Origin of the sequence: Aeromonas sp. 600282 (assembly GCF_049175755.1) — a bacterium.
Lineage (GTDB): Bacteria > Pseudomonadota > Gammaproteobacteria > Enterobacterales > Aeromonadaceae > Aeromonas > Aeromonas veronii_A.
Genome location: NZ_JAAKVR010000001.1, coordinates 432,644 through 458,404, shown reverse-complemented (window position 1 = coordinate 458,404; position 25,761 = coordinate 432,644). Strand labels below are relative to the sequence as shown.

At 50.5% G+C, this 25,761-nt stretch carries 23 protein-coding genes and 1 other RNA gene; 15 read left to right on the top strand and 9 right to left on the bottom strand.

Annotated features, from left to right (window positions below; translation table 11 throughout):
* Positions 1-3 precede the first annotated feature (3 nt).
* From G5137_RS01955 to G5137_RS01915, 9 genes are all read left to right on the top strand, one after another.
* A complete protein-coding gene (locus G5137_RS01955) occupies positions 4-1,167 on the top strand; it encodes a methyltransferase domain-containing protein (RefSeq protein WP_227340779.1) in 1,164 nt (387 codons plus the stop codon).
* Between the two features lie 60 nt (positions 1,168-1,227).
* Positions 1,228-3,036 (top strand): asparagine synthase (glutamine-hydrolyzing), encoded by a 1,809-nt coding sequence (asnB, locus tag G5137_RS01950; RefSeq protein WP_323912150.1) that lies wholly within the window; start codon positions 1,228-1,230, stop codon positions 3,034-3,036.
* Between the two features lie 223 nt (positions 3,037-3,259).
* Entirely contained in the window at positions 3,260-4,255 is a 996-nt protein-coding gene (locus tag G5137_RS01945; protein WP_216953979.1) for a hypothetical protein, read from the top strand.
* Positions 4,256-4,512: 257 nt separating this feature from the next.
* Positions 4,513-6,102 (top strand): glycosyltransferase, encoded by a 1,590-nt coding sequence (locus G5137_RS01940; RefSeq protein WP_129503724.1) that lies wholly within the window; start codon positions 4,513-4,515, stop codon positions 6,100-6,102.
* Position 6,103: 1 nt separating this feature from the next.
* Positions 6,104-6,805: a WbqC family protein gene (locus G5137_RS01935; RefSeq protein WP_421204706.1), complete on the top strand. Its 702-nt coding sequence runs from the start codon at positions 6,104-6,106 to the stop codon at positions 6,803-6,805.
* 11 nt (positions 6,806-6,816) lie between these two features.
* Positions 6,817-7,770 carry a radical SAM/SPASM domain-containing protein gene (locus G5137_RS01930; protein ID WP_421204707.1) on the top strand — a complete coding sequence of 318 codons (954 nt, stop codon included), beginning with the start codon at positions 6,817-6,819 and terminating at the stop codon, positions 7,768-7,770.
* Positions 7,767-8,906 carry a dTDP-4-amino-4,6-dideoxygalactose transaminase gene (gene rffA, locus G5137_RS01925; RefSeq protein ID WP_421204708.1) on the top strand — a complete coding sequence of 380 codons (1,140 nt, stop codon included), beginning with the start codon at positions 7,767-7,769 and terminating at the stop codon, positions 8,904-8,906. Before G5137_RS01930 ends, rffA begins: the two co-directional genes overlap by 4 nt.
* A 161-nt stretch (positions 8,907-9,067) precedes the next feature.
* On the top strand, positions 9,068-10,093 hold the full coding sequence (locus tag G5137_RS01920) for an NAD-dependent epimerase (protein ID WP_216953972.1): 1,026 nt from the start codon (positions 9,068-9,070) through the stop codon (positions 10,091-10,093).
* A complete protein-coding gene (locus G5137_RS01915) occupies positions 10,093-11,259 on the top strand; it encodes a nucleotide sugar dehydrogenase (RefSeq protein ID WP_216953971.1) in 1,167 nt (388 codons plus the stop codon). The genes G5137_RS01920 and G5137_RS01915 overlap by 1 nt, the downstream gene beginning before the upstream one ends.
* Here G5137_RS01915 and pseC read toward each other — a convergent pair.
* The 7 genes from pseC to suhB form a co-directional block, all read right to left on the bottom strand.
* The gene (pseC, locus tag G5137_RS01910; RefSeq protein ID WP_421254829.1) at positions 11,256-12,377 is read right to left on the bottom strand and encodes a UDP-4-amino-4,6-dideoxy-N-acetyl-beta-L-altrosamine transaminase; all 1,122 of its coding nucleotides are present in this window, start codon (positions 12,375-12,377) and stop codon (positions 11,256-11,258) included. The genes G5137_RS01915 and pseC overlap by 4 nt on opposite strands.
* Positions 12,374-13,378 (bottom strand): UDP-N-acetylglucosamine 4,6-dehydratase (inverting), encoded by a 1,005-nt coding sequence (pseB, locus tag G5137_RS01905; RefSeq protein WP_227340774.1) that lies wholly within the window; start codon positions 13,376-13,378, stop codon positions 12,374-12,376. The genes pseC and pseB overlap by 4 nt, the downstream gene beginning before the upstream one ends.
* A gap of 156 nt (positions 13,379-13,534) precedes the next feature.
* On the bottom strand, positions 13,535-14,380 hold the full coding sequence (locus G5137_RS01900) for a cobalamin-binding protein (protein ID WP_421204711.1): 846 nt from the start codon (positions 14,378-14,380) through the stop codon (positions 13,535-13,537).
* Positions 14,373-15,335, bottom strand: a complete 963-nt coding sequence (locus G5137_RS01895) for a cobalamin biosynthesis protein CobD/CbiB (RefSeq protein ID WP_421204712.1) — start codon at positions 15,333-15,335, stop codon at positions 14,373-14,375. Before G5137_RS01895 ends, G5137_RS01900 begins: the two co-directional genes overlap by 8 nt.
* Complete coding sequence (gene mtnN / locus G5137_RS01890; RefSeq protein ID WP_021230869.1) at positions 15,332-16,024, bottom strand: 5'-methylthioadenosine/S-adenosylhomocysteine nucleosidase; 693 nt, start codon at positions 16,022-16,024, stop codon at positions 15,332-15,334. Before mtnN ends, G5137_RS01895 begins: the two co-directional genes overlap by 4 nt.
* A 168-nt stretch (positions 16,025-16,192) precedes the next feature.
* Positions 16,193-17,125: a ZIP family metal transporter gene (locus G5137_RS01885; RefSeq protein ID WP_005361496.1), complete on the bottom strand. Its 933-nt coding sequence runs from the start codon at positions 17,123-17,125 to the stop codon at positions 16,193-16,195.
* Between the two features lie 322 nt (positions 17,126-17,447).
* Positions 17,448-18,251 carry an inositol-1-monophosphatase gene (gene suhB / locus G5137_RS01880; RefSeq protein ID WP_005352992.1) on the bottom strand — a complete coding sequence of 268 codons (804 nt, stop codon included), beginning with the start codon at positions 18,249-18,251 and terminating at the stop codon, positions 17,448-17,450.
* Between the two features lie 199 nt (positions 18,252-18,450).
* On the opposite strand from suhB, the gene G5137_RS01875 reads away from it, so the two are divergent.
* The 3 genes from G5137_RS01875 (at position 18,451) to emrD (ending at position 21,197) form a co-directional block, all read left to right on the top strand.
* Positions 18,451-18,906, top strand: coding sequence for a hypothetical protein (locus tag G5137_RS01875; protein ID WP_005352991.1), 456 nt, complete (start codon positions 18,451-18,453; stop codon positions 18,904-18,906).
* A 168-nt stretch (positions 18,907-19,074) separates the two neighbouring features.
* Positions 19,075-19,737 carry a glutathione S-transferase family protein gene (locus tag G5137_RS01870; protein ID WP_124929151.1) on the top strand — a complete coding sequence of 221 codons (663 nt, stop codon included), beginning with the start codon at positions 19,075-19,077 and terminating at the stop codon, positions 19,735-19,737.
* A gap of 263 nt (positions 19,738-20,000) precedes the next feature.
* The gene (gene emrD / locus G5137_RS01865) at positions 20,001-21,197 is read left to right on the top strand and encodes a multidrug efflux MFS transporter EmrD (protein WP_076492248.1); all 1,197 of its coding nucleotides are present in this window, start codon (positions 20,001-20,003) and stop codon (positions 21,195-21,197) included.
* A gap of 165 nt (positions 21,198-21,362) precedes the next feature.
* Here emrD and ssrS read toward each other — a convergent pair.
* Together ssrS and zapA are read right to left on the bottom strand one after the other, a co-directional pair.
* A non-coding RNA gene (gene ssrS / locus G5137_RS01860) (6S RNA) lies at positions 21,363-21,544 on the bottom strand.
* Positions 21,545-21,560: 16 nt separating this feature from the next.
* Positions 21,561-21,893 (bottom strand): cell division protein ZapA, encoded by a 333-nt coding sequence (gene zapA / locus G5137_RS01855; protein WP_005333910.1) that lies wholly within the window; start codon positions 21,891-21,893, stop codon positions 21,561-21,563.
* A gap of 173 nt (positions 21,894-22,066) precedes the next feature.
* Between zapA and G5137_RS01850 the strand changes: the two genes are divergently transcribed.
* The 3 genes from G5137_RS01850 to G5137_RS01840 all read left to right on the top strand — a co-directional run bounded on the left by G5137_RS01850 (position 22,067) and on the right by G5137_RS01840 (position 25,442).
* Entirely contained in the window at positions 22,067-22,636 is a 570-nt protein-coding gene (locus G5137_RS01850) for a UPF0149 family protein (protein ID WP_005346580.1), read from the top strand.
* A gap of 177 nt (positions 22,637-22,813) precedes the next feature.
* Complete coding sequence (ubiH, locus tag G5137_RS01845; RefSeq protein WP_216977464.1) at positions 22,814-24,037, top strand: 2-octaprenyl-6-methoxyphenyl hydroxylase; 1,224 nt, start codon at positions 22,814-22,816, stop codon at positions 24,035-24,037.
* A gap of 136 nt (positions 24,038-24,173) precedes the next feature.
* On the top strand, positions 24,174-25,442 hold the full coding sequence (locus G5137_RS01840; RefSeq protein WP_139405357.1) for an FAD-dependent 2-octaprenylphenol hydroxylase: 1,269 nt from the start codon (positions 24,174-24,176) through the stop codon (positions 25,440-25,442).
* Positions 25,443-25,761: the final 319 nt, after the last annotated feature.

The window sequence follows — 25,761 nt, the reverse complement described above, 5'->3', positions numbered from 1 at the left end:
AATATGGATGTTATCTTGTTCGGTGCTGGTGAAGTTTGTGATTCATTTATAAAAAGACTTCCTAAACGATTTTCAATATTGGCTATTGCTGATAATAACGAAAATTTACATGGTCAGTTTAAAGGTGAGCTTCCTATTATCTCTCCTGATGAAATTCATCTATATAAGCCAAATTTTATTATTCTCTCTTGTCTTCAGAGGCATGTCTCAGATATCTGTGCTCAACTCGTCAAATTGGGGCTGGATGATTTATATTTACCCTTTCCTTATGATGAGGAAAGTGAAATAAAAGATCGAGAGAAGCAGGAAGTGAAAGGGCTAATCGGACGTGAGCTCGTGGATGAGATAATAGGAAGTAAAAACACTAGCGGTAGTGTATTTTATCATATATCACTTGGTAATCATTTCGAGAAATGCCGTAAACAATATATTTCAAAGCCGGTAAATCGATTTTTACATATAGGTTCTGGTCATTCCCTTGGGGTGGAGATATATAGTCTATTACGATGGGGCGGGGAGTGGACCGCGATCGAACCATTCCCGGGACTAAGCGGGAAATATCCTTTCAATGAACATGTTTCAATGATTAAAGATTTAATGGGGCTTTTCAATGTCCCATGTAAGGTAAATGATGGTATTGTATTTAATGATGATGTTGAATCATTCCATCTTCATGATCATCATGGCACTAGACTAAATTACTTCCCTGAGATAAAGCTTGAAGATTTCAATGATGATGAAAAATATGATGTATGCTATTCGTGTGCCGTAATGGAGCATGTTGTAGATATTCATTCATTCGTAGCCAAGACATTTGAGCTATTAGCATCAGGTGGTTTTGCTTTTCACTGGATTGACCTCCGAGACCACCGGGATTTTTCACGACCACTTGATTTCCTGACAATAGGCAAGTCAGAGTGGCGTGACCATTATGGTGATGCTGGCCACTTTTTACATGGTAATCAGCTGCGTTATAGTGATTATCGACAGATATTTTTACAATGTGGCTTCAGGATTGTTGCTGAAGATAAATATATGAAGAATGATAGAGAGCATATTCAGGAAGTCTCTGTCGATTTCGCAGATGAGTATGCATCACTGGGATGGGAGGATTTGGAAGTCGCTGGTGTGCTATTCGTTCTGGAAAAGCCATCGCATGATAGTTGATTATTCTATGATGTCTCATGCGTGACATCATGTGTTGGCTTACCTTTAGGGAGTTATAAAATGTGCGGTATAGCCGGAATAATGAGTATTCATGGTCAACATGATCCTGCGTGGTTGAAACAGCAGGCTAATAGAATGGCGGAGGCGATGACCTATCGAGGTCCTGACGACCAGGGTCTTTGGGAGTCGGATGACGGACGCTGTGTTCTGGCACATTGTCGATTGAGTATTCTGGATGTATCGCCTGCCGGGCATCAACCAATGCATGATGCACAGCAGCGGGCCTGTATCGTATTTAATGGGGAGATCTACAACCATCTTCAGTTGGGGGGGCGTCTTAAAGACGCCGGCATATCATTTACTGGCCATTCTGATACCGAGGTATTGGTCAATGGCCTGGTACGGGAAGGTGCTGACTTTCTGACCCGGCTCGAGGGGATGTTTGCACTTGCCTACTATGATCGTGAGCGCAGGGAGTTGCTGCTGGCGCGTGATCCGTTTGGCGAGAAGCCACTCTATTATGCCGAGTTTGACGGTTTGTTGGTCTTTGCCTCCGAGCTGGCGGCTTTGACCCTGGTGCCAGGATTCCCTGCCCGCATTACGGTTGATACAGTCGCCCATTATCTGGCTTTCCAGCACCCCGTCGGGGAACGCACCCTGTATCAACACGCCAGAAAGTTGCTGCCGGGGCACTTGATGCGTGCCGTGACAGGGGCGGTCTCACAGGCAGAGCGTTACTTCCACTTTATCTGTGCCGGTGACCATATGCCGTCACGCCCGCTGGAGGAGCAGGTTGACCAGCTTGAGGATCTGTTACTGCGTTCGTTATCGCGCCGCTTGGTCGCCGATGTGCCGGTGGGGGCTTTTCTCTCCGGTGGTGTCGACTCCTCGACGGCGGTGGCCCTGATCACCCGTCGTTTGCAACGGCCGATCCGCACCTTCTCCATCGGTTTTGAACAGGCGCCGGAGAGCGAACATGAGGAGGCTCGGGCTTTTGCCGATTTCCTCGGAACCGAGCACACCGAACAGCTGCTTCGTCCAGAGGCTTTTGTTGAACAGGTAGGTGATCTGGCGCGGCGCATGGATGAGCCCAATGCTGATACTTCCTGTGTGCCAACTTATATGGTCTCGCAGCTTGCTCGTCAGCAGGTCACCGTCGCGATTACGGGTGACGGGGGGGATGAGCTGTTTGGCGGTTATGGCCGTTACCTGCAGACACTGGTCGCCGCCGAGGGCAGAGAGCAACAGATGCAGGCGCGTAGCTGGCATCTTGGGCGGGAGTACTACTCTGGTCGCATCTTGCTGTATGCCGATCGCCAGTTGGAACAGTTGTTCGGTCGCATTCCGTCCGGTACTGGTGATCACTTGATGGCGCTGCGCAGGCGTATCGATATGGATAGCCGCCCGTATCTTAATCGCCTTCGTGAGGCCGATATTGCCAATTATCTGCCGTTGGTATTGGCCAAGGTAGATCGAATGAGCATGCTGCACAGCCTTGAGTGCCGCACGCCCTACCTGTCGACCGAAGTAGCTCAGTTTGCCGCAGGTTTGGCACAGTCAGAGCTGATTGCACAAGGACAGGGTAAGTTCCTGTTGCGCCAGTTGGCCAAACGCTACTTGCCGGCGGAATGGATCGACAGGCCGAAAAAGGGTTTCAGCATAGATCCGTTCAATCAACAGGCCAAACAGAGTGCGATTACGCAACTGCGTCAGCAGGCCTCTTCAGGCCAGCTCTGTCTGCATCAGTTTATTGCTCCCGACCGGTTGCGGATGTTGCTGGATAACCAGTTTGACGGTATGACCTTCTATCATGTTTGGGGTTTATTGGTGCTTGAGATCTGGTTGCAGTCCCATGAGTTCAATTTGTGAGATAACGCTTTGGGCTAAAAGTTATTAAATAATATTAATTATAATGACCGAGCCCACTATTATGAATATATTTTATGGCTATATAATAAAGGCGAAGAATTTTTGAAGTTTATAACTGCGGTTGAAATTATAGCCTTGTTTACATTGTTTGTGAAATATAATTCATTCGTGAATTGATAAGTCTTTCTTATAACTTCATATTATATGTTACGGGAGTTCTGTGATGGGTATGACGCCAGCTATGTTTAATAAAATGAAGAATCACTTTCCTGAAAACTTTAATTCGATAATTGAGTTAGGGTGCCAGCAGTTTTATTCATTAAACTCGGCAGAGATAATTGATGAAGAATTAAAGAATTATCAGGATGGTGATTTTACAAAATCTATGTATGAAAACCTAGGTTTAAAATATGATTCTGTGGATGTTTATGATGGGACAATATTTTGCGATTTTAATAGTCAGATGCTCGAGTTATCTCATCAGTATGATGTGGTAACTAATCTTGGAACTAGTGAACATGTTTTTAATCAATATAATGTTTTTGCGTCAATACATAACATTACAAAGAAAAATGGATTAATGATTCATTGTTTGCCTATGAAGCATTCCCCACATGGACTTTTTACATATAATGTTGATTTTTTCATTTCACTTTGTTTTTCAAACAACTATGAAGTCGTTGAGTTAGTATTTGGTTGGAGAGGTACTGATGGTGAGTATACATTTGGCTCATTGTCAGACGTCGTTGAGCATCAGACAACTGAACAATATGCTTTCCTAGTGGCTAGAAAATGTCTGGAAGATAAATTTGTTTCTCCGCAGCAGATAATATATAACCCTTTGATTTCTATTGATAAAGTGATAGCGTTGTGCTCTGATGACATCTATTTGTTGAGCCAAGTTGTTCAATATCCTTTCACGGATAATGTTCTAAATCATACGCTCATCTTCGATGAGGTAAGCAATAGTTATTCTGAAGTACTTCTATATGGTGCTGGTCATATCGGACAGGCCATTTTAAAATTTTCCAAGCACAGAAAAAAAATTAATATTATTGTTGATGAACACTCGCATGCTATGAATGACTTCAAGGTTAACACGTTGGGGGATTTAGATGCTATTAATTCACCAGTCTATATAGCATCGGATTTCTATCGAGAGGAAATTAGACGTGCTTTATTGATGAAATTTGATGGGAGAGTTGTTTTTTTAAACTGATAAATAGCTATAGATATTATAAGTTATTTTATTACTTTCCTTTTGTTTTTAGTCTCCAATTTTTTATGAATTACTCTTTAAATTTATCCTTTGATTCTTCCTTGACGAACCAGTTCGAGCTAGTGTATTGATTTTTAGAGATTCCTATATGTTATAGATTGTTCATTTTTTGAAAAAAAAGTATTAATCGCATCAGTTATTATTTAAGGCTGGGAATTTTATTCGACGTATTGTTAACACAGGGTTGTGGGGGCGGCGTGAACATTGTTGTTTTTGATTTCAATAAGAGTGTCGGTGGTGCGGAGACATTTAACTGTAGATTTATTGACTATCTTGTTGGATTAGGTGATTCCGTTGCCGTAGTTGGATACGAGGACTCTGCACTTTTTGGGCTATTGGATAACAAGAGTGTAAAGATAAAAAAGTATATCATTCCAGAAATGGATGATTTCTTTGTTTCTATTTCAAATCAATCGTATCTGGGGGCACTTGGACAGAAAATTATTGATGATTTTTTTGGGGAAGATATATATGTTCTCGCTTCATATTTTGAAGTTTTGCATAGGGCTATGCATGTCTTCAATGGAAATAAAAGAGTTCATATATTGACTGGGATGTTGCATCCAGAAGCTTGGAGTATCTGGGAGCCAGGGATTGGATTTAACGCATCTCGTGCATTCAAACCAAAGTTAATTAATGAAACTTGGCACTACCAGCGCCAATTATTATTAAAGTTGGATCGAGCACATGCAATCTGGTATCCCAATGACATATATCGTAAATATAATTCTGAGTATTTTTCTGTTCCACTTAATCATCACTCATCTGCCACTGTTCCTGTTGAGCCCGTAACACAAAAGATACGGTACAATATTTCTGCTCCAGAAGAGTTTATGAAGGTGCTCTGGCTCGGGAGATTTGACTTTTTCAAGAATGAAAGCATCTTGAGTTTTATTGACAGCTTGAATGTTGTTCTTAACAATAAACCTCAGCTGCATATACTTTTTGATTTGATAGGATATGGATATGCTCTCTATGAGGATGAAGTTGAATCATATAAAAAGCTTGCGCATGAACGCCTTGAAATTCGTATCTTAGGAAAGAGAAATGAATCTGATATATACAGCCTAATTGAATCTGAAAAATATCATTTCGGTGTTGCAATGGGCTCCTCAGCATATCATCTTGCAATGATCGGATTACCTGTGATTGCCATAGACTCTTGTGTTAAAGGATACCGTCGTCTAGTGAAAGGGGTGTGGCTTGATGAAGCTTCAGACGAGTTTGATGAAGGCTCAAGTCTTTATCTCTCGCTAATTGGGGAGCCTTCCCCACAGCGAAATGATATTCATGTTATGCTTGAAGATGTATTCCAATATGGTTTTCTCGAAAATAAATCAAGAAGCTGCTGCAACTATGTTGAACAGTTTCATAATATTGACGTTATTTTGCCGAAAATCAGAGGTTTTTTACTTGAAAGTTCATTTTCAGAGAAATTCACGTATCGATTTAAACGAAATTTGCCAGATGAGTTTTACTATCGATTTGGAAGAAAAAGAAATATTAAAATAGCTATTTTTGGCACTGGCTCTGGCGCAAAAAAATTCTATGGAAAACTTCATTCTGATCTTGTTTTTTCTGACAGGGAAATAAAGGTGAAGTGTTTTTTTGATAATGACGATAGTAAATTTGGCGCTATATTTTGTAATGCCCCAATAGAAAAGTTTACACTGGAGGCCACCAATGAACTTGATGTGGTTATTATTGCTTCTGATTACTGGCCCGAGATTAAAGCACAGATGATTTCATGTGGTTTAACACGTTCAAAAATATTAAGAGCATACTAACTTGCATAAAAAGATAGCAATCATTCAATCTAATTATATTCCTTGGATAGGCTACTTTGATATTATAAACAGGGTGGACGAATTTATATTTCTTGATTCTGTCCAGTATACAACAAGAGATTGGCGTAACCGCAATAGGATTATGACCACACAGGGTGCTGTATGGTTAACAATACCCGTATGTCATGTTGATAGAAATCAGAAAATATCATCCACAAAAGTTGTCGATAATCTATGGTGTCAGAAGCATTTTGCTATAATTAAAGAGCGATACAAAAAGGCGCTTTTTTTTGATAGATATATAGATGAAATTAAATCATGGTATGAAGATGCACGTGAATTTGAGTATATCTCTGATATAAATATCATGTTTATTAAAAAAATCATGCATTTATTAGGGATCACCACCCCCATCTTTACGGATAGTCATTACTTGAATGGGGGGGGGGTTAGCGATGCAACGGAAAGACTGATCGTCATTGCTGAAAGAGCTGATGCAAGTATTTATTTTTCTGGGCCGGCGGCAAAAAATTATTTAGATATCGGGCGCTTTGAAGAAAGGGGTATCGGTGTTGCCTGGATGGAATATCCTGAATATGCTCGCTATCCCCAGAACGGACCTGGTTTTGATTGCCGCGTCAGTATTATCGATGCTTTATTATGTGCTGGCGGTGATTTTGTTCATAGCGAACTAAATTATTAGTAGGAGGACTCATGGCTAAATATGGTTTCTATGATCGACTGTCATCGGAGTTTCCATCACAGGTCATTGTAGATATTGCTGAAATTTGTAATTTAAGATGCATACATTGTCCACACCCTCAATTTAAAGAGTCTGAACATTATTCCGCAAGATTGTTAGACCCTGAACTAAACAAGAAGCTGATCGATGATATAAGAGACAATAGCGACGGACATTGCCAGTATATACGATATACCAGCAATGGTGAGCCACTTATGCATCCACATGCACATGAAATGATCCAGTATGCTGTCGAGCATAGTGGCACGTTTGTCACGTTAACCACTAATGGTACAGTTCTTAATGAGAAAAAACTAAAACAGTTATTAGAAAGTGGCCTTCATATGATTGATGTCAGCATTGATGCCTTTAAAGATGAGACTTATGCGAATATTCGTGGCGGGCGTCTTGAGCAAGTGCGACGTAATATAATTAGAATGATCGAACATATCAAGACAGGGCAATACAGAACTCGTATTGTTGTGAGTTTTATTCGTCAGGCAGGAAATGAAGATGAGGTAGATGATTTTTCTCTTTTTTGGAAAAATCAGGGAGCTGATGAAGTGCTGATCAGGAATTTACATTCGGCGGCAGGTATGTTGGCTCAAGGGGAAGCTCATTCCCATGAGTCAAGGCGCCCATGCTTATATCCATGGGAGCGTTTGACCCTGGATCCAAAAGGTGAGCTTTCTTTTTGCCCGACAGATTGGGCGTATGCATCCAGTTTCATTGATTACAGGAAGACAACGCTAAAAACTGCTTGGCAGGGAGCATTTTTAAACGAACTGCGAGAGGCTCATCTTAATAACGATTTCAAATGCCATACTTTTTGTGGGCAATGTCCTGATTGGAGGCTGACAACATGGCCTGATTCAGGAAGAAGTTATGCAAATCTTGTCAGTGACATTAAGGTTATTATGAAATGAAATCATATCACAATTGGATACCATATAATCGCCCCAATAATATTGGCCATATCACTGAAAGTGATGGAGAATGTTTAGGTATCGGTGTTAATAAAAAAAAATGTGAGGAACTATTACACGATATATATAATGCAAGGCGAGTTTTTTTAACGCCATCCTGTAGTGCATCTTTGGAGATGGCAGCTTTAGCTATGGATTTGCAGCCAGGGGATGAGGTAATACTGCCAAGCTTTACATTTGTTACCTCTGCAAGTGCTTTTGCCTTAAGGGGCGCAAAATTAGTATTTGTCGATATCAGGCCAGACACTTTGAATATAAATGAGCAGCTTATTGAAGAGGCTATTACAGTTAGAACGAAAGCCGTAGTGGTTGTTCACTATGCCGGTGTTGCATCAGAAATGTCTTCTATAGTCGATATATGCAATCGCTATAATCTTGTATTGGTTGAAGATGCTGCACAAAGTATCATGTCAACATATAAAGGACGGCCACTTGGTTCAATTGGTCAATTTGGCTGCGTCAGCTTTCATCATACTAAAAATATTCATGCCGGTGGTGAGGGCGGGGCTTTTTTAGTAAACGAAGATAAGTACCATGGTATATGTGAAATCATTCAGGAGAAAGGAACTGATCGTTCAATGTTTTTGCGTGGAGAGGTTGATAGATATACATGGCAAATTTTATCATCTAGTTATGTAATGTCAGAGGTTCAAGCTGTAGTCTTGTTGCAGCAATTACAAAACGCGAGAGAAATTACGAATGCTAGATTAAAAAAATGGCTTTTTTATCATACATGTTTATCTGAGTTGGCTAATACTGGAGTGCTCACACTTCCTGCCGTTCCGGCACATGTTGAGCATAATGCTCATATATATCATATAAGAACAAGATCCCCTGACGAACAACAGGGATTATTTAAATTCATGCGCAATCTTAATGTGGAAGTTACCTCACACTTTGTACCTCTGCATTCTAGTCCGGCTGGTATTCGATATGGTAGATTTCATGGCGATGATATAAATACCACAGCGGTTTCTAGAATGCTGTTACGTTTACCTTTACATGCAAGCCTGACTGAGTCGGAGCAAGTATTCATTATTGATGCGGTCAGACACTTTTTTGTAGTCAATAATTAAAGCTAATCATAAATTTAAATGAATTAGATGCATTTTATTAATGATCTTATAAATATTCATAAGCTATAATATTTGTAATATACATATGGATATTGGCACTCAGTAAGATAATGATTTCACCTTAGCGTATAACCAAAAGCAATTTTTAACAGGTATGTCGTATGAAATATTTTGTAACTGGTGCAGCGGGATTTATCGGTGCGAAGGTGTGCGAACTACTGTGCTTGAAAGGGTATCAGGTTATAGGTATTGATAACCTAAATGATTACTATGAGGTATCTCTTAAATTAAGTAGACTTGAACAGTTAACTCCATTTTCTAACTTCAAGTTTGTAAAAATGGATGTCTCTGATAGAAAATCTATCCTGACTCTTTTTTCCAAAGAGAAGTTTGACAGAGTAATTCATCTTGCCGCTCAAGCCGGTGTTCGCCATTCAATGGAATCTCCCTTTTCTTATATTGATAGCAACGTAGACGGATTTTTGACAATTCTGGAAGGTTGTCGTCATCATCATATTGAGCATCTTGTTTATGCATCTTCTAGCTCCGTATATGGAATGAATGAGGAAATGCCATTTAGAGTGAGTGAACCCACTGACCATCCTATTTCGTTATATGCAGCGACAAAAAAAATGAATGAGCTGATGGCGCACACATATTCTCATTTGTATGGTATCCCAACCACAGGATTGCGTTTTTTCACAGTTTATGGCCCGTGGGGACGGCCGGATATGGCATTATTTAAATTTACTAAATGTATGCTGTCTGGACAGCCAATAGATGTATATAACAATGGTCTGTTAAGCCGAGATTTCACATATATAGATGACATTGCTGAAGGTGTGATCCGGGTAGCGGACGTGATACCGGTTGAAAATTCTGCCTGGCGTTGCGCAACTGGTTCTCCAGCTGATAGCAGTGCCCCTTATCGTGTATTTAACATTGGTAATGGTAGGCCGATTAAAATAGTTGATTTTATTCAATCTCTCGAGCAAGCGCTGGGGGTTAAAGCTATAAAAAATATGATGCCCATGCAGTCGGGTGATGTTTATGCGACATGGGCGGATACTGAGGATTTATTTGCTACTATTTCATATCGCCCATCAATGAAGATAGAACAGGGCATACAGAATTTTGTTGAATGGTATCGCTCTTATTATCAATTTTTGGATGTGAAGGTTCAATAATGAAAATTGCCGTTGTCGGTATAGGTTACGTAGGTTTGTCTAATGCAATATTGTTAGCTCAGAACCATCATGTTGTTGCATTTGATGTTAATCCAGAAAAAGTGTCCATGATTAACAGGCGACAATCTCCAATTATTGATTCTGATATCGATCTGTTCTTTAAACAACGGACTTTGGATCTTACCGCAACCTTGAATAAATCAACCGCTTACCAACATGCTGACTATATTATAATTGCGACGCCCACTAATTATGATCCTGATACAAATTGCTTTGATACTGCGTCGGTAGAGTCAGTTATTTTTGATATTATGGAAATTAATCCTGAGGCAGTAATTGTAATCAAGTCTACTGTTCCTGTTGGTTTTACCTCTAAAATGCGGATGACTCATAATTACGAGAATATTTTCTTTTCCCCCGAGTTTTTACGTGAAGGGAGAGCATTATATGATAACCTTTATCCATCACGTGTTATAGTCGGGGCAACAAGTGAATATGCACGAACATTTTCTAGACTTATGATTGATGGGGCAATAGAAAAAAATGTGCCAGTCATTTTTACTGAAAGTACGGAAGCAGAGGCTGTAAAATTATTTGCTAACACATATCTGGCGATGCGAATCGCATTTTTTAATGAGTTGGATACATATGCCCAAAAAAATAATCTAGAAACAAAGGATATTATTGATGGTGTTTGCCTGGACCCTCGTATTGGCCACTATTACAACAATCCATCTTTTGGTTATGGAGGTTATTGTCTGCCAAAAGACACCAAGCAGCTTCTGGCAAATTTCAACCAAGTGCCCAGCAACCTGATTAGAGCTATTGTTGATGCTAATACAACGAGAAAAGATTTTATTGCCGATACAGTTATCGCGACTAATCCTAAACGAGTAGGTATTTATCGACTAGTTATGAAGGCTGGTTCGGATAATTTTAGAGCATCGGCAATACAGGGAGTCATGAAAAGAATCAAGGCGAAGGGTATTGAGGTTGTTGTTTATGAGCCATCCTTAATGGAACCTTATTTCTTTAGGTCAAAAGTCATCACTGAAGTATCCGTATTTAAAGGTATGTGTGACATTATACTTGCCAACCGAATGAGTCCTGATTTAGCCGATGTGATTGATAAGGTCTATACACGAGACATTTTTGGCTACGACTAAAGCAGACTGCATATTTTCAATTGCTGTGCTTTTGTCAAACCAGGAAAGAGTGGCAAGGTCATTGCGCCTGCGTAAAATTGCTCAGTAGAGGGCAGGGTAGTATGAGTCCACTTTTGATGCCAAGGTTGTTTGTAAATAGGTATATAGTGCACGTTGGCGCCGATATCCTGTGCACGTACTTTTTGGAAGAGCGCACTGCGTTGTTCAGGGGCTACATGGTGAACATAGAGATGGAAGGCACTACGCCGCTCGGTGTTGAAATGACGAGGTAGCTGGTGTGGTGCCAGTCTTTCGAAGTAGTACTGGGCAATCTCGTTACGCGTGTGAATCCATGTCTCCAGATTGGCCATCTGGCTCAACCCCAGCGCAGCCTGAATGTCGGTCATGCGGTAGTTGAAGCCGAGCATCTGCTGCTCATAGTACCAAGGGCCGTCCGGCTCATTGATAAAGTCTTCCGGTTCACGGGTGATGCCATGGCTGCGGAGCACGCGCATCGTCTTGGCAAGCGCAGGGTCGTTGGTCATGGCCATGCCACCCTCGCCAGTGGTGATGATCTTCACCGGGTGGAAGCTGAATACTGTGATGTCGCTATAGCGGCCATTGCCGGTAGGCTCACCATGATAACGGGCACCAAGGGCGTGGCAGGCATCTTCGATGATCTTGAAACCGTACTTTTGTCCCAGGCGGTGGATCTCCTGCATGTCGCAGGGGAGGCCGGCAAAGTGCACCGGTATGACTACTTTGGGTAGCTTTCCTTCCGCCTTGGCTGCAATCAGCTTCCTCTCCAGCTCCAAAGCGCACATGTTACCGGTATCTGGTTCAATATCGACAAAATCGACTTGTGCACCGCAGTAGAGAGCACAGTTGGCGGATGCAACAAAGCTGATGGGGGATGTCCAGACCCAGTCGCCGGGGCCAACGCCAAGTGCCAGACAGGCTACATGGAGTGCTGCGGTACCTGAATTGACTGCCACCCCGAATTTGGCTCCACAGTAATCGGCTACTGCTTGCTCGAAGCGGGGGACTACGGGTCCCTGGGTCAGGAAGTCGGACTTGAGAACGTCCACAACAGCATCGATATCTGCCTGGCTGATGGATTGGCGGCCATAAGGGATCATTCAGTTCTCCCCTTTTGGTTCATTTTCAAAAGCTGTTCAATGGTAAAAAAGTGAGGGTTGCTGCGAGAGTTATATTCGAAGCCCTGTTCTACCATTTTTCCTTTTTCGCCCGCCGCTGTTTTGGAGAAATCGTTGTTGCGATTATTGAAGTTGATGGTTGGGCCAATCACGAAGAAGTCATCAAACTCGAAGGTGTGATAAGAGTCATCGGCAGGACACATCACTTCATGGAGCTTTTCTCCCGGGCGAATGCCGATGATCTTGTGTGGCAGGTGAGGGGCCATGGCGCTGGCGAGCTCGGTAATTCGGACGGATGGCAACTTGGGAACAAATATTTCCCCCCCCTTCATCCGCCCAAAATTGTCCAGGACAAAATCAACCCCTTGCTGCAAGGTGATCCAGAAACGCGTCATCTCCTCATGGGTGATGGGTAACGCATCCGCCCCCTGGTCAATCAGCTTTTGGAAGAAGGGGACGACAGAGCCGCGAGAACCCACCACGTTACCGTAACGAACCACTGCAAAACGGGTGGGATCCTGCCCCGCGATGTTGTTTGCTGCCACGAAGAGCTTGTCTGATGCCAGTTTGGTGGCACCGTAGAGATTGATTGGATTGGCAGCTTTGTCAGTGGAGAGGGCAATAACTTTTTTGACTTGATTGAGCAAAGCGGCCTGGATCACGTTCTCTGCACCATGGATATTGGTTTTAATACACTCCATGGGGTTGTATTCAGCGGCTGGAACCTGTTTCAGTGCTGCTGCATGAACCACGTAATCGACGCCACGCATTGCCATGGTAAGCCGGTTGGCGTCTCGGACATCACCGATAAAATAGCGCATGCAGGGGTCGTTAAACTCCTGCTGCATCTCGAACTGTTTCAGTTCGTCACGAGAATAGATGATGAGCCGTTTCGGCTTATAACGTTCCAGTACTGTCTTGACCAATCGTTGGCCAAACGAGCCGGTGCCACCTGTGATCAGTAGCGTTTTATCGTTGAACATTGTGGGCATCTCGTCATAAAAACAGTAGATGAATCATATGCTAGCAAATAAAGTACCAGCTTTTTTGGCAAAGAGTGTGATCCATTCACAAAAACAGTTTTAAAGATTTGGGCGCACCCAGACCACCTCGGATTGGCTCGCATCAGTAGAGCTTTATCAAGATGTGCTGGAGCTCTGCGCGCTTAGCTGAATAGCCTGGCAAACCTCTTCAACCCCATTGAGGGCTCTCGGGGTGAAGCGGTGTAGTTCATCCGAGTTGATCAAATCGAGTCGCTGGTGCTGCACCGCATCGAGATTGGGCCACTTTTGCCAGTGATTCAGGGCGTCAGGATCTTGACTCCCCGCCAGGATCAGCGCGGGGTTCGCTTTGATCACCTGTTCCATGTCCACTTGAGGGTAGGGGGTCTTGGCATTTGCCATGACGTTGACCCCGCCGCAGAGTTCGATGGCCTGAGCCGGCCAGGCATTGCCACTGACGCTGGTGAGCGGTGGGTACCAGAGCTGGTAGAACACCTTGACGCCGGTTGATTGTCCATAACGCTGTTGCAGCTCATGCAGGCGCGCCAGATAGCGATCGGCGGCTTCGTTGGCACTTTTCTCAACACCCAGCAATTTGCCCAGCGCCCGCATCTCGGTCGCCAGCGAGGCAAAATCGGTGGGTTCAGAGTAGAACACCGAGATACCCAGCTGTTCCAGCGGTGCCAGCATTCGTGACTGGGCCGAGCGCCAGCCCAGGATCAGGTCCGGTTTTTGTGCCAGCAGGGCCTCGACATTGATGCTGCGATAATTGGCCACCTTGGGTTTGTTTTTCACCTCGGCGGGATAGTCTGAGGCATCATCAACGGCCACCAGTTTGTCACCGGCACCGATGTCGTAAAGCAGTTCGGTAAGATGGGGTACCACGCTCACCACCCGGCTCGGAGTCGCGGCAAACAGTACGCCGGGCAACCAGGCCAGCAGCGCGCAGGGCAGCCAAGTCGGCAATCGCAGCCATCTATCCATGAAATAACCCCGCTATCGTGACAACCAGCGCCAGTATCAACCAGCCCCAGCCGCATCCTTGCAGAATGTTGAGCACCTTGCGCGGAGTCTCGCTATCTGGCTCAGCACCTGTGCCGATGACTGGCCAGCGCTGGAGAGCCCCCTGATAGTAGCGAGGGCCACCAAGGCGGATCCGGCACTTGTCTACCAGCAGGGTGAGCAGCATCCCCATGACTGGATAGGGCCAGAGCGCGCCACTTCGCACCAGCTGTGCGGCCTGTTTGAGCCGCGGTAGCAGGAGCGGTAGCCCCAGTAGCAGGATGGTGGGAGCATTGAGCCCCTTATAGAGGGTACTGGAGGCTCGGCCAAAATAGCCAAACGCGGGATCCTTCATGCTCCAGCCCTGGCTCATCAGCTGCACCAGCCGCCAGAGCAAGGCGCCCTGTACGCCAGCCAAGGCAAATCCCAGCAGCGGGCCAGCCCATTGGCCGACCAGACGCAGGGCGCAGCTCTCCGTCACTGCTTTGGCGAGCCCCATGGTCGAGAGTTTGCCGGTCTCCCGCTTAAGCCAGGGGGCAGACTGCAATCTCGCCAGCGGCAGGGTCTCCTGGGTGGCGAGCGAGCGGGTGGCATGGGAGAGTTCGCGCAGCGGACGGGATTCGAGCATCAGCAGCAAGAACAGCAGGTCGAAGAGCGGCTCGCTCAGGGCCAGATTGCGAAGCGACCAGAGCCCGGTTGCGCAGGGGAGCCAGACTACCAGCATTGCCAGCAGGCCGGCCTGCATTTGCTGGCCGGGTGAACCATCGGGTCTGTGTACCTTGTGCCCCAGCCGGGTCAGCAGGGGCGTGACGGCCGAAAGACGCAGATGGGATGGCCACGGGATCACCGCCTCCAGCAGGGCAGCACCTACCAGAATGGCCGCCGTCGTCGAGAGGAGGGCGTCGGCCATCAAATCAAGCGAGCCGGTCTCGATCACAGCTTGCCGAGCATCTTGATGATCACTTCGGCGGAGTGCTTGCCGGCCACTTCGATAAAGGCATCGAAGGATTCAACCTGTTCCTTGCCAGCGATATCGGACATGGCGCGCACCACCAGATAGGGCACTTTGAACATGTGGCACACCTGACCGATGGCGGCACCTTCCATCTCGACCGCCAGCATCTGCGGGAAGTCGGCGCGAGCCTTGGCGATGGCGTCCGGTTTGCACATGAACTGATCGCCGGTGCAGATTAGGCCGACCTTGGTCTGGTGCTTGCCCTGCTCGGCGATGCAATCCTGAGCGACCGCGATGAGCTTCTCGTCGCAGGGGAAGGCGGCGGGTTGTTGCGCCATCTGGCCCATCTCGTAACCAAAGGCGGTCACGTCGACATCGTGGAAACGCATCTCGCTGGCGATCACCACATCACCGATATGCAGGTCCTGGGCAAAGCCGCCCGCAGAGCCGGTATTGATGACGCAGTCGGGGGCAAACTTTTCCAGCAGCAGGCTGGTGGCCACGCTGGCGGCGACCTTACCGATACCGGAGCGGGTCAGGATCACCTCTTTGCCTGCCAGCTCCCCTTGATAGAACTCGCAGCCGCCCAGTTGCAGGGTGGTGGGGTTGCTCATCTGGCTGCGCAGCAGGGCCACTTCTTGCTCCATGGCGCCGATAATACCTACTTTCATTGCTGACCTCGTCTTGATAGCCGTGTGGCTGAATTTAAGTTGCTGTAGATCATAACAAAAGATGGCGTCGGCGCCGAGAGGCACAAGCGAAAGGAGAGATGAAGCGCGGCGCTCCATATGGGAGCGCCGCAGGTGACAAAAAGCATTGATGAGGAGGGGAGAGTGCCTTTAGCCGAGCGCAGTATCGAGGGTCATCATCAGGGCAAAGCCTGCCATCAGACCGAGGGTGGCATAGGTCTGGTGACCGTTGCGGTGAGTCTCCGGGATCACCTCGTGCGAGACCACAAACAGCATGGCGCCGGCGGCGAGCCCAAGTCCGATGGGGTAGGCGATGGCAAGGCCACTGGAGAGCCCCACTCCGAGCAGGGCGCCAACCGGTTCGAGCAGGCCGCTGGCGATGGCAACCAGCACCGCGACAGAGGGGCGAAAACCGGCGGCGCACATGGCCAGCGCCACCGCCAATCCTTCCGGAATATCCTGTAGTGCGATGGCAGTGGTAAGCGGCAGCCCCACCGACATATCCCCCTGCGAGAAGCTCACCCCGATGGCCATCCCCTCCGGCAGGTTGTGCAGGGCGATGGCAAAGACGAACAGCCAGACCCGGGAGCAGCTCTCGTGGCCGGGGCCGCAGGGGCCGGTTTTGTCATGCTCGTGCGGGGTGAACTGATCCAGCCCCAGCATCAACAGCACCCCGAGGGTCATGCCGACAACCACCACGGCGGCGGCGCTAAAGCCGTTGCCGGTGATCCCCTCGGCAGCCTCTAGCCCCGGCAGCAGCAGGGAGAAGGCGCTGGCCGCCAGCATCATGCCTGCGGCAAAGCCGAGCATGGTGTCCTCCACTTTTTGCGGTACCGAGCGTAGAAACAGAGCGGGCAGGGCGCCGATGGCGGTGGCGGCAAACCCGGCGGCACCACCTATCAGGCCATAGCGCACGCCGCTGGTCACCTCGCCGGTAGCGAGCATGATGAGACTCTGCAACAGCAGCAACAAGACGGCAGCCAGCGCGATAAAGAGGCCGAGAGCAGTGAGCGGGCGGCTTTGCATCTGGCTGCGCAGTTGCTGTGACCAGGATAACGGAGGAAGAGCTGAGAGATGGTCCATGGCATGACCTCAAGGTGTGCAAAGTGGATGGTGGCATTACATCGATTCGGCCGCCCCTTGTCCATGTCTGCAGGGCGATTGCCGCTATCTGAAAATCTGGAAAGAGTTTATCCAGGCAACCACATGGGAACTCTTATCGGTAGCCAAAGGCGGGGGGCAAGAGGGGTTGTCTGCAAATGGCTGAAGTGGATGTTGAGAGGCAAGTGGGGATGCATCGCGAACTCTTTTAAATCAGCTGTAGATGTCTGCCTTGGTGTTCGGATAACAGATACAAGAAAACCGGCTTGCGCCGGTTTTGTTATCTGTCTGCTCGAAGGCTGGCTTATTTCGCCAGGGACTCCGGCAGCTCTTCACGGATCTTGCCGAGCATCTCTTTCAGGACACGCGGGTTGGCAACCACGATGTTGCCGGAGTTTTCGTAGTTGTGACCACCTACGAAGTCGGTGACGATGGCGCCAGCTTCTTTGGCCAGCAGTTCACCGGCAGCGGTGTCCCAGGGCTTGAGGCCGATTTCCCAGAAACCGTCGACGCGACCGGCAGCCACGTAGGCCAGATCCAGTGCGGCAGAGCCGGAGCGACGGATGTCGGCACATTCGATGAACATGCTCTGGAACATCTTCAGGTAGGACTCGATGTGGTGCTTTTGCTTGTAGGGGAAACCGGTCGCCAGCACGGTGCCAGCCAGCTCTTTGGCTTTGCCGACACGAATGCGGTAGCCGTTCAGCTGGGCGCCGCTACCACGGGTAGCAGTAAACAGCTCGTCACGGATGGGATCGTAAACAACGGCTTGTTCAGTCTTGCCCTTGACACGCAGGGCGATGGAGACGGCAAAGTGCGGAATGCCTTTGACCAGGTTGGTCGTGCCATCCAGTGGGTCAATGATCCATTGATAGTCCGGATTGGTACCGGCAATCTCACCAGACTCTTCAGCAACAATGCTGTGCTCCGGGTAAGATTTTTTGATGGTGTGAATGATGGCCGCTTCGGCTTCACGGTCAACGTTGGTCACGAAGTCATTGCTGCCTTTTTGGATAGCCTCAATGTTCTCGGGCTGGGAGAAGGCTTTTACTACAACTTGACCGGCGTTGCGCGCAGCGCGCACGGCGATATTCAGCATCGGATGCATAGGTTCACCACTGGATGTTAAAGAACGGGGGATAACAGGACGCGGTATGATACCAGTATTTTGTGCGATGGCAACTGTTATCCCCCTACGACTAATTGATTGCGACTGCCAGATCTGACGGCTCCAATATAGACCAGATCTGCGCTAGTCTTATCCCAGCAGCCGGATACAGGCTGTCATGAGCATAGGGATATGAGCCATGAATTTGTCATTAGTGAGTCAGAACGTGTCAGCAGCCAGCGAGGGACTGTTGGCCATCTTGCGGTCATCACCCGAGTATGGTGATCACTTTGCCCACATCACCGTGACCCCCCTGGCCCAGTGGCAACCGGCCAAGACGGAGGCGGCGATCCTGCTGATCGACGGCGATGCGCCCTGGCAGGATGCCGGATTTGCCCGGGGAGAGGATGAGACGATCGGTTTGCCGGTCTTGCCGCTGCTGATCCGTAAGGGAGACAAGGAGCTGACGGTCTGCGGGCCGGATGTGCGTGACCCCCGTTTCTATTTTGTCTCAAACGGCATCGTGCTGGATGAGTCGGAGCTGGCCGAGCCTGCCTGCAGCCGGGTGCTGTTGCGCAAGCTGGAGTCCTACTTCCCGCTGCTTTCCCGCCTGATCATGCTGCGCCAGCGCAAGCCGGTCGCCGTGATTAACTAATATCTACTATTGCCAGAGCGCACCAGCGGCGCACCGTGGCCTTGTTTGGCCTACGGTGCGCCGCTTTTTAATGGTCTGGAGCCGGTCACTTGTTGCAAGATGAGGCGGCTATGGTGTTGCACCCTGTTCCAACCGTGCAATCTGGCTATGACCAACAAGGAGTGAATCATGATCGACTTTTACACCGCCGCGACCCCCAATGGTTTCAAAGTGGCGATCGCCCTCGAAGAGCTGGGTTTGCCCTATCGGGTCATTCCTCTCGATTTGTCTGCACTGGATCAGAAGAAGCCCGAGTTTCTCGCCATCAACCCAAATGGCCGTATTCCGGCTATCGTCGATCGGGATAACGACGATTTCGCCGTATTCGAGTCGGGCGCCATCCTCATTTATCTGGCGGAGAAAGCGGGCAAGTTGCTGCCCGTTGATCCCAAACGCCGCTCTCAGGCCATCCAGTGGCTGATGTTCCAGATGGGCGGGGTAGGACCCATGATGGGGCAGGCCAATGTCTTCTACCGCTATTTCCCCGAGAAGATCCCCGCCGCCATCGAACGCTACCAGAAGGAGGGGCGCCGCCTGTTCGAGGTACTCGACAGCCATCTGGCCCATCACGAATATCTGGCGGACGAGTACAGCATCGCCGACATTGCCACCTGGCCCTGGGTGCGTATTTATGACTGGAGCGGCATCTCCATCGAGGGATTGCCCCATCTGCAAGCCTGGATGGATCGCATGGCAGAGAAACCTGCCTGCCAGAAGGGGATCACCATACCGCCACGCAAGGAGCAGCCCGATGAGCTGATCAAGCAGGCGCAGCAGATGGTAACACGTTGATTTTTAACTGCTGACGGGGCGTGTTGCCCCGTAATATTAGAAAAACTAAGGCAAGCCGATTATAAAGATTCGTTCGTTTTTTGTGAGCTGAATCACTATGATGCCCCCATACCACCAAGCGTCCTGTGCGGTGGCTTGGCGGGCTCCCCGCCTACTGTTTCCAACACTGTTTTTGATTGCATCACAGCCTCTGTGATCAGATTCCTCTGGGCCATTTTGTGCCAGAGGTGCGGCAGCATTTTTTCGATTTTTTTGGGACTGATATGGATCGGCACAGTTTTTATCCGTTGTTTTTATTGACCATTCTGATGGTCGCTGTGGGCCAGATGACCCAGACCCTTTATGTTCCCTCCATTCCCATGATGGCGGGGGACTTCAATGTGGCCTCGGGCCAGTTACAGGCGGTGATGGCCTGTTACCTGATCCCCTATGGCCTCTCCCAGTTTGTCTACGGGCCGTTGTCGGATCGCATCGGCCGTCGCCCGGTGCTGATCGTCGGCATGATGGTGTTTCTGGTAGGCACCCTGATCATTCAGGTCATCCCCCATTTTGCCGCCCTGCTGGTGGGCAGCTTTATTCAGGGGCTGGGTACCGGTGCCGGTGGCGCCATGAGCCGTACCGTGATGCGCGATCGCTACAACGGCGCCGAGCTCAACCGCGCCAACAGTCTGGTGAGCATGGGGGTGATCTTCTCCCCGCTGCTGGCACCGGTGCTGGGGGGATGGCTGACCGAGCTGTTCAACTGGCGCGCCGGTTACTGGTTCCTGTTCGGTTTTGGTGCCGTAGCCACCCTGGCGATCATGGCCTGGTTTGGCGAGACCCTGCCTGCTGCTGCCCGTCAGCCACTGCGCGTCGGTGCTGCCTATCGCCATGTGCTGGGCAACCCCAAGTTTCAGGGCAACCTGCTCTGCCTGATGGCGACCTTTGCCGGTTTGGCAGTGTTCGAGGCTGCGGCCGGTGTGCTGCTCGGCGATGTGCTGAAACTGAGCGCCCGCACCGTGAGCGTGCTGTTCGTGCTGCCGCTGCCCGGCTATCTGTTCGGGGCCTGGCTTTCTGCCAAGCTGAGCTTTCGCCTGAGCCAGGGCAAGCTGATGCGCCTTGGCATCGCCTTTCTGGCGCTCGGCTCCCTCATCATTCTGGTGCCGGGGCTGTTCGGGGTGGTGAGTGCCGCCTCGCTGGTCGGTGGTGCGGCTGTCTACTTCATCGGTAGCGGTATTCTCTACCCGACCGCCACTTCCTGTGCCATCGAGCCCTTCCCGGGTCAGGCCGGCACCGCGGGGGCCATTCTCGGCGGGATGCAGAATCTGGGTGCCGGTGTGGTGACCCTGCTGGCGGCCGGTTTCCCGATGACCGGTCAGGTGACTCTGGGTGCCATCATGACCCTGATGGTGCTGATCGTGGCGCTGAGTTTTGTCTGGTTACGCCACCATGGCTCCCCCCACGAGCAGATGGCAATTTGATCTGCCGCTCTCTTTGCATCTGGAGCAAGCCCACCCTCAGCGGTGGGCTTTGTTTTATCCGGAGAACGGGCTAGGAGATCGCATTAGCTTGATGTAGTGATCGATGTTGTGAGGTTAATTCCGGAAAAGAAAAAACCCGTCACGCTGGTGACGGGCTTTTGCTGTTGGTACCCCGAGATGCCGTTGCCGGTTTGGGCCCTTGAACCGTCGGTTCAAGGCGGGGATCGGATCTGACCGCAGGCTTCTCGGTCGTGCCGAGCATGCGCAATAGCCAGAAGGCAGATCCCCTGTTTGGTATGAATATCGGCTCGGGGACTTGAACCGGCTGACAAACATCCCAGGGAATTTTAAAACGGTTTGCGATTAGGGCTGCTGCCCCTCTTCGCTGGAATCACCATATTGTCCGTGCTCGATCAGGGCCGCTTCGATGGTGCGCTGCAGCATCTTGATCCGCTTGTCCATGGTCTCAGAGTATTGGTGGTTCTTCTCTTTTTCAAGGCAGAGCTCATGACAGAAATTGAGCGCTGCCATGATAGCCAATTGCTCGTTGCTGGAGACTTTGGAGCGTTGACGCAGGTCGATCAACTTGTCGGTCAGCTGCTCGGCGGCCTGGCGCAGGGCATCCTGCTGTCCCAAGGGACAGGATACCTTGTAGGGACGTCCCAAAATGACGATTTCTACGGCCTCTGTGCTCATGCCTTCCTCAATACGGCGGAGCTGATTTCCGCCTTTATCCACGTGGACAACTGGGCGGGACTATATAGCGCAGATGCATAAGTTTCAAGGCCTTGCTGGCTCTGCAAGAGGGAGAATGCTAGGATCCTGACCATTAATTCTGCAAATTTGACTGAACTTTGAGCGGATCCTCGATGAGCAAAACGAACCCCCTTAAATATGCGGCAGTGGCCGACATCATGGAACAACATGAGCTGATGGCCAGCGCAGTAGAGGCCCATGGTGTGATCTGCGGTCTGGTGTGCGGCGGTGTGGCACTGGACGACAAGAGTTGGGTGCCCCATTTCAACGATCTGGTGAACGACGGTTTCGGCCTGCCGGCCCCGGTGCGCCAGGTGATGACCGATCTTTATCACAATGTAGTCGAGAGCTTGATGGCCCAGAAAGGCGTCGAGCTGCTGCTGCCAAGTGATGATGCCCCCCTCGACGAGCGCATCGATTCGCTGGTGGACTGGTCACAGGCGTTTCTGGCCGGTTTCGGCGTGGTGCAGCAGGAGCTCTCCCGCGCGTCGGAAGAGCTGCAGGAGATGATCCAGGATATCGCCAGCATCACTCAGGTCTCTGCCGAGTTCGATCAGGAAGATGACGAGAACGAAGCCTCCTTCCTGGTGCTCTACGAACACGTCAAGCTGGGGGTCATGATGGCCTTCGAAGAGTTTGGCAAGCGCCCCGATACCCCGAGCGCGCCGCCGACCCTTCATTGAGGTGCGGGTCAACGCGACCCTTACTGAATCTGCAAGAGCGCCTGATGGCGCTCTTTTTTATGGCGCTGTTGTGGCTAACCCTGTGAGGCACAACCGGTTTTTTGCCGGTGACCTCGCATTCGGCCTGCGGCTTTGTGATAGCATGAGGCCACCTTTTTCACTTCTTCCTCTCTGCTTATGTCTCAATCTGATGTGCGACAGGTCGATGTCACCCTGGTCGGCGGTGGAATGAGCGGTGCCGTGCTGGCCCTCTCGCTGGCAGCCCTGCTTCGATCCGATGGCTCCCCCCTCGAGATCCTGCTGCTGGAGGCAAGCGTCCCCGAACAGCACACCCATTCAGGGTTCGACGCCCGCGCCATTGCGCTCTCGGCCGGTACCTGTGATGCGCTGTTGCGACGCGGACTCTGGCCGCTATTTGCCCCCCATTGCGCTCCCATTACCCAGATTCATGTCTCGGATCGGGGCCACTTCGGTCAGGCTCGCCTGTCGGCCGCTGAATACGGCCTGCCCGCGCTGGGCCAGGTGATCGAGCTTGCAGCTGCCGGTCATGAGCTGCAACGGGCGATGGCGGCCTCTCCCAATATCCGGGTCTGTTGTCCGGCACGGGTGAGCGAGATTGTGCCCGATGAGGAGAAGGTGACCCTCACCCTTGAGGACGGTGAACAGATTGAGACCCGCCTGCTGGTGGCGGCAGACGGCGGCAACTCCTTTGTGCGTCAGCACTTCAAGTTGCCGGTGACCCGCCACGACTTTGAGCAGCACGCCATCATCGCCACGGTCAAAACGGCGCAAGACCCTGAGGGACGCGCCTTCGAGCGTTTTACCGAAGGGGGGCCGCTGGCCCTGCTGCCGATGCAGGATGGGCTCTCCTCGCTGGTATGGAGCGTCGGGCAGCATGAGGTGGATGAGCTGATGGCCCTCGATGAGGTGGCGTTTCTTGCTCGTCTGCAGCAGGCCTTTGGCTGGCGGCTCGGCCGCTTCGAGCGATGTGGCGTGCGTCACGTCTATCCGCTCATTCTGACCGCCTGCGACTACCCGCTGGCCCAGCGTACAGTGCTGGTCGGTAATGCCGCCCACGCCCTGCACCCCATTGCCGGACAGGGCTTCAACCTCGGGATGCGGGATCTCGACCTGCTTACCGGCGCCGTAGCCAAGGCGTTGGCAGAGGGGGAGGATATCGGCAGCTTCAAGGTACTGAGTGGCTACTGGCAGCAGCGTCAGCGCGATCAGGAGCAGACCGTCTGGCTCACCTCTTCGCTGGCCCAGCTCTTCTCCAATGGTCACGATCCGCTGGTGGCGGGGCGCAATCTGGCGCTCACCCTGATGGGGCGATTCCCGTGCCTCAAGGCGCCGCTTGCCTCGCGCACCCTGGGCTTTGTCGCCGATGTGTGCGGCAACTAGCCAGCACTTGTTGAGTGGAACCTGTTGACCGGAAGATGGTGACCGCCATTCGTTGATCAAAACCTATTGAATAAAGAGGTGATGCTTGCGGGCGTCCCCTCGCTGGCCAGCCGGTCAGCCCTGAAAGGATGAGATGATGCAGATGCAAAATGTGGATGTGGTGATTGTCGGTGGCGGCATGGTGGGGCTGGGGCTCGCTGCGGCCTTGAAACATAGCGCCCTCAAGGTGCTGGTGGTGGAGGGGCAACTGCCCGACCCGCAGCTGGGGGAGGTGGCCGATAACCGGGTCAGCGCCCTGAGTCTGGCCAGCCAGCAGATCCTGCGCCATGTCGACGCCTGGGACGGCATTGAAGCGCGCCGCCTGCAGGCCTACGACAAGATGGCGGTGTGGGAGCAGGACAGTTTCGGCCATATCGACTTCGATGCCGCCAGCTTGCGTCAGGCCAACCTCGGCCACATCGTCGAGAATCGGGTGATCCAGCTGGCACTGCTTGAGGCGATTGAAGGTGCCAGCAATATCCAGTTGCTGACCCCCGCCAGAGCCAAGAGCCTGCAGAGCGGCCCGGCGGGCGCCCTGCTGCTCCTTGAAGATGGTCAGGCTATCTCGGCCAAACTGGTGGTAGCCGCCGATGGCGCCCACTCCTGGGTGCGCCGTCAGGCCGATATCCCGCTCACCAGCTGGGATTACGGTCACCACGCGCTGGTGGCGACGGTGCGCTGCGCCGAACCCCATGAAGCTGTTGCTCGCCAGATCTTTACCCCGGATGGCCCGCTCGCCTTTTTGCCGCTGTGGCAAGAGAACCTCTGCTCCATCGTCTGGTCGCTGCCTGCGGCCCGCGCCGAGGCGCTCTGCGCCTGCGACGACGAGCAGTTCAATCGCCAGCTTACCGCCGCCTTCGATGCCCGGCTCGGTCTGTGCAAGGTGGAGGGGCCGCGCAGCGCCATTCCCCTCACCGCCCGCTATGCCCGCGACTTTGCTCGCGAGCGGTTGGTGCTGGTGGGAGATGCCGCTCATACCATCCACCCCCTGGCGGGGCAGGGGGTCAACCTTGGCCTGCTGGATGCTGCCGCGCTGGCGGAGCAGATCTTGCAAAATCATGCTGCGGGCGAGGATATCGGCCTGCTCGCCAACCTGCGCAGCTACGAGCGCTGGCGCAAGAGCGAAGCGGCTCGCATGCTCGCTGCGATGGAGGGGCTCAAGCGGCTGTTCAGCGGGGCCAACCCGCTCAAGAAGCTGGTGCGGGGCGTGGGGTTGCGTGCGGCCAATCTGCTGACGCCCTTCAAGGAGGGGGTGATCCGCGCCGCCATGGGGCTGGAGGGAGAGTTGCCCGCATTGGCCCGTCCTGACTGGGCTGTTGCTGCGACCAAAGGCAGTGCCATGCAGGCCAAGGGTGAAAAAAACTAATATTACTCGCCGTTTTTGACAACAAAAGTAATCCGACAAGGCTGACGACCCGTTTTGGGTGTCAGCCTTTAATTTTGCTCTGGAGCGAAACGTTTTTCTGCAAATTGTGACGAAACGGTGAAAATCAAAATTTAATCTCGCCTGAGTCGGCTTATGGCTGTTTTTATCACTGCATTTATCTTAGTGTCTGGAGTCAGTTTTACGGGAGGGGATTAGTTTTTTTTGAGCGGCACGCTCGCCTGCTTGTCATATAATCCGCTCCGTTCAAGGAATCCCTCTTGCCTGGCAAGGGCAGGAGCGAGCACACACTTTTGGATCC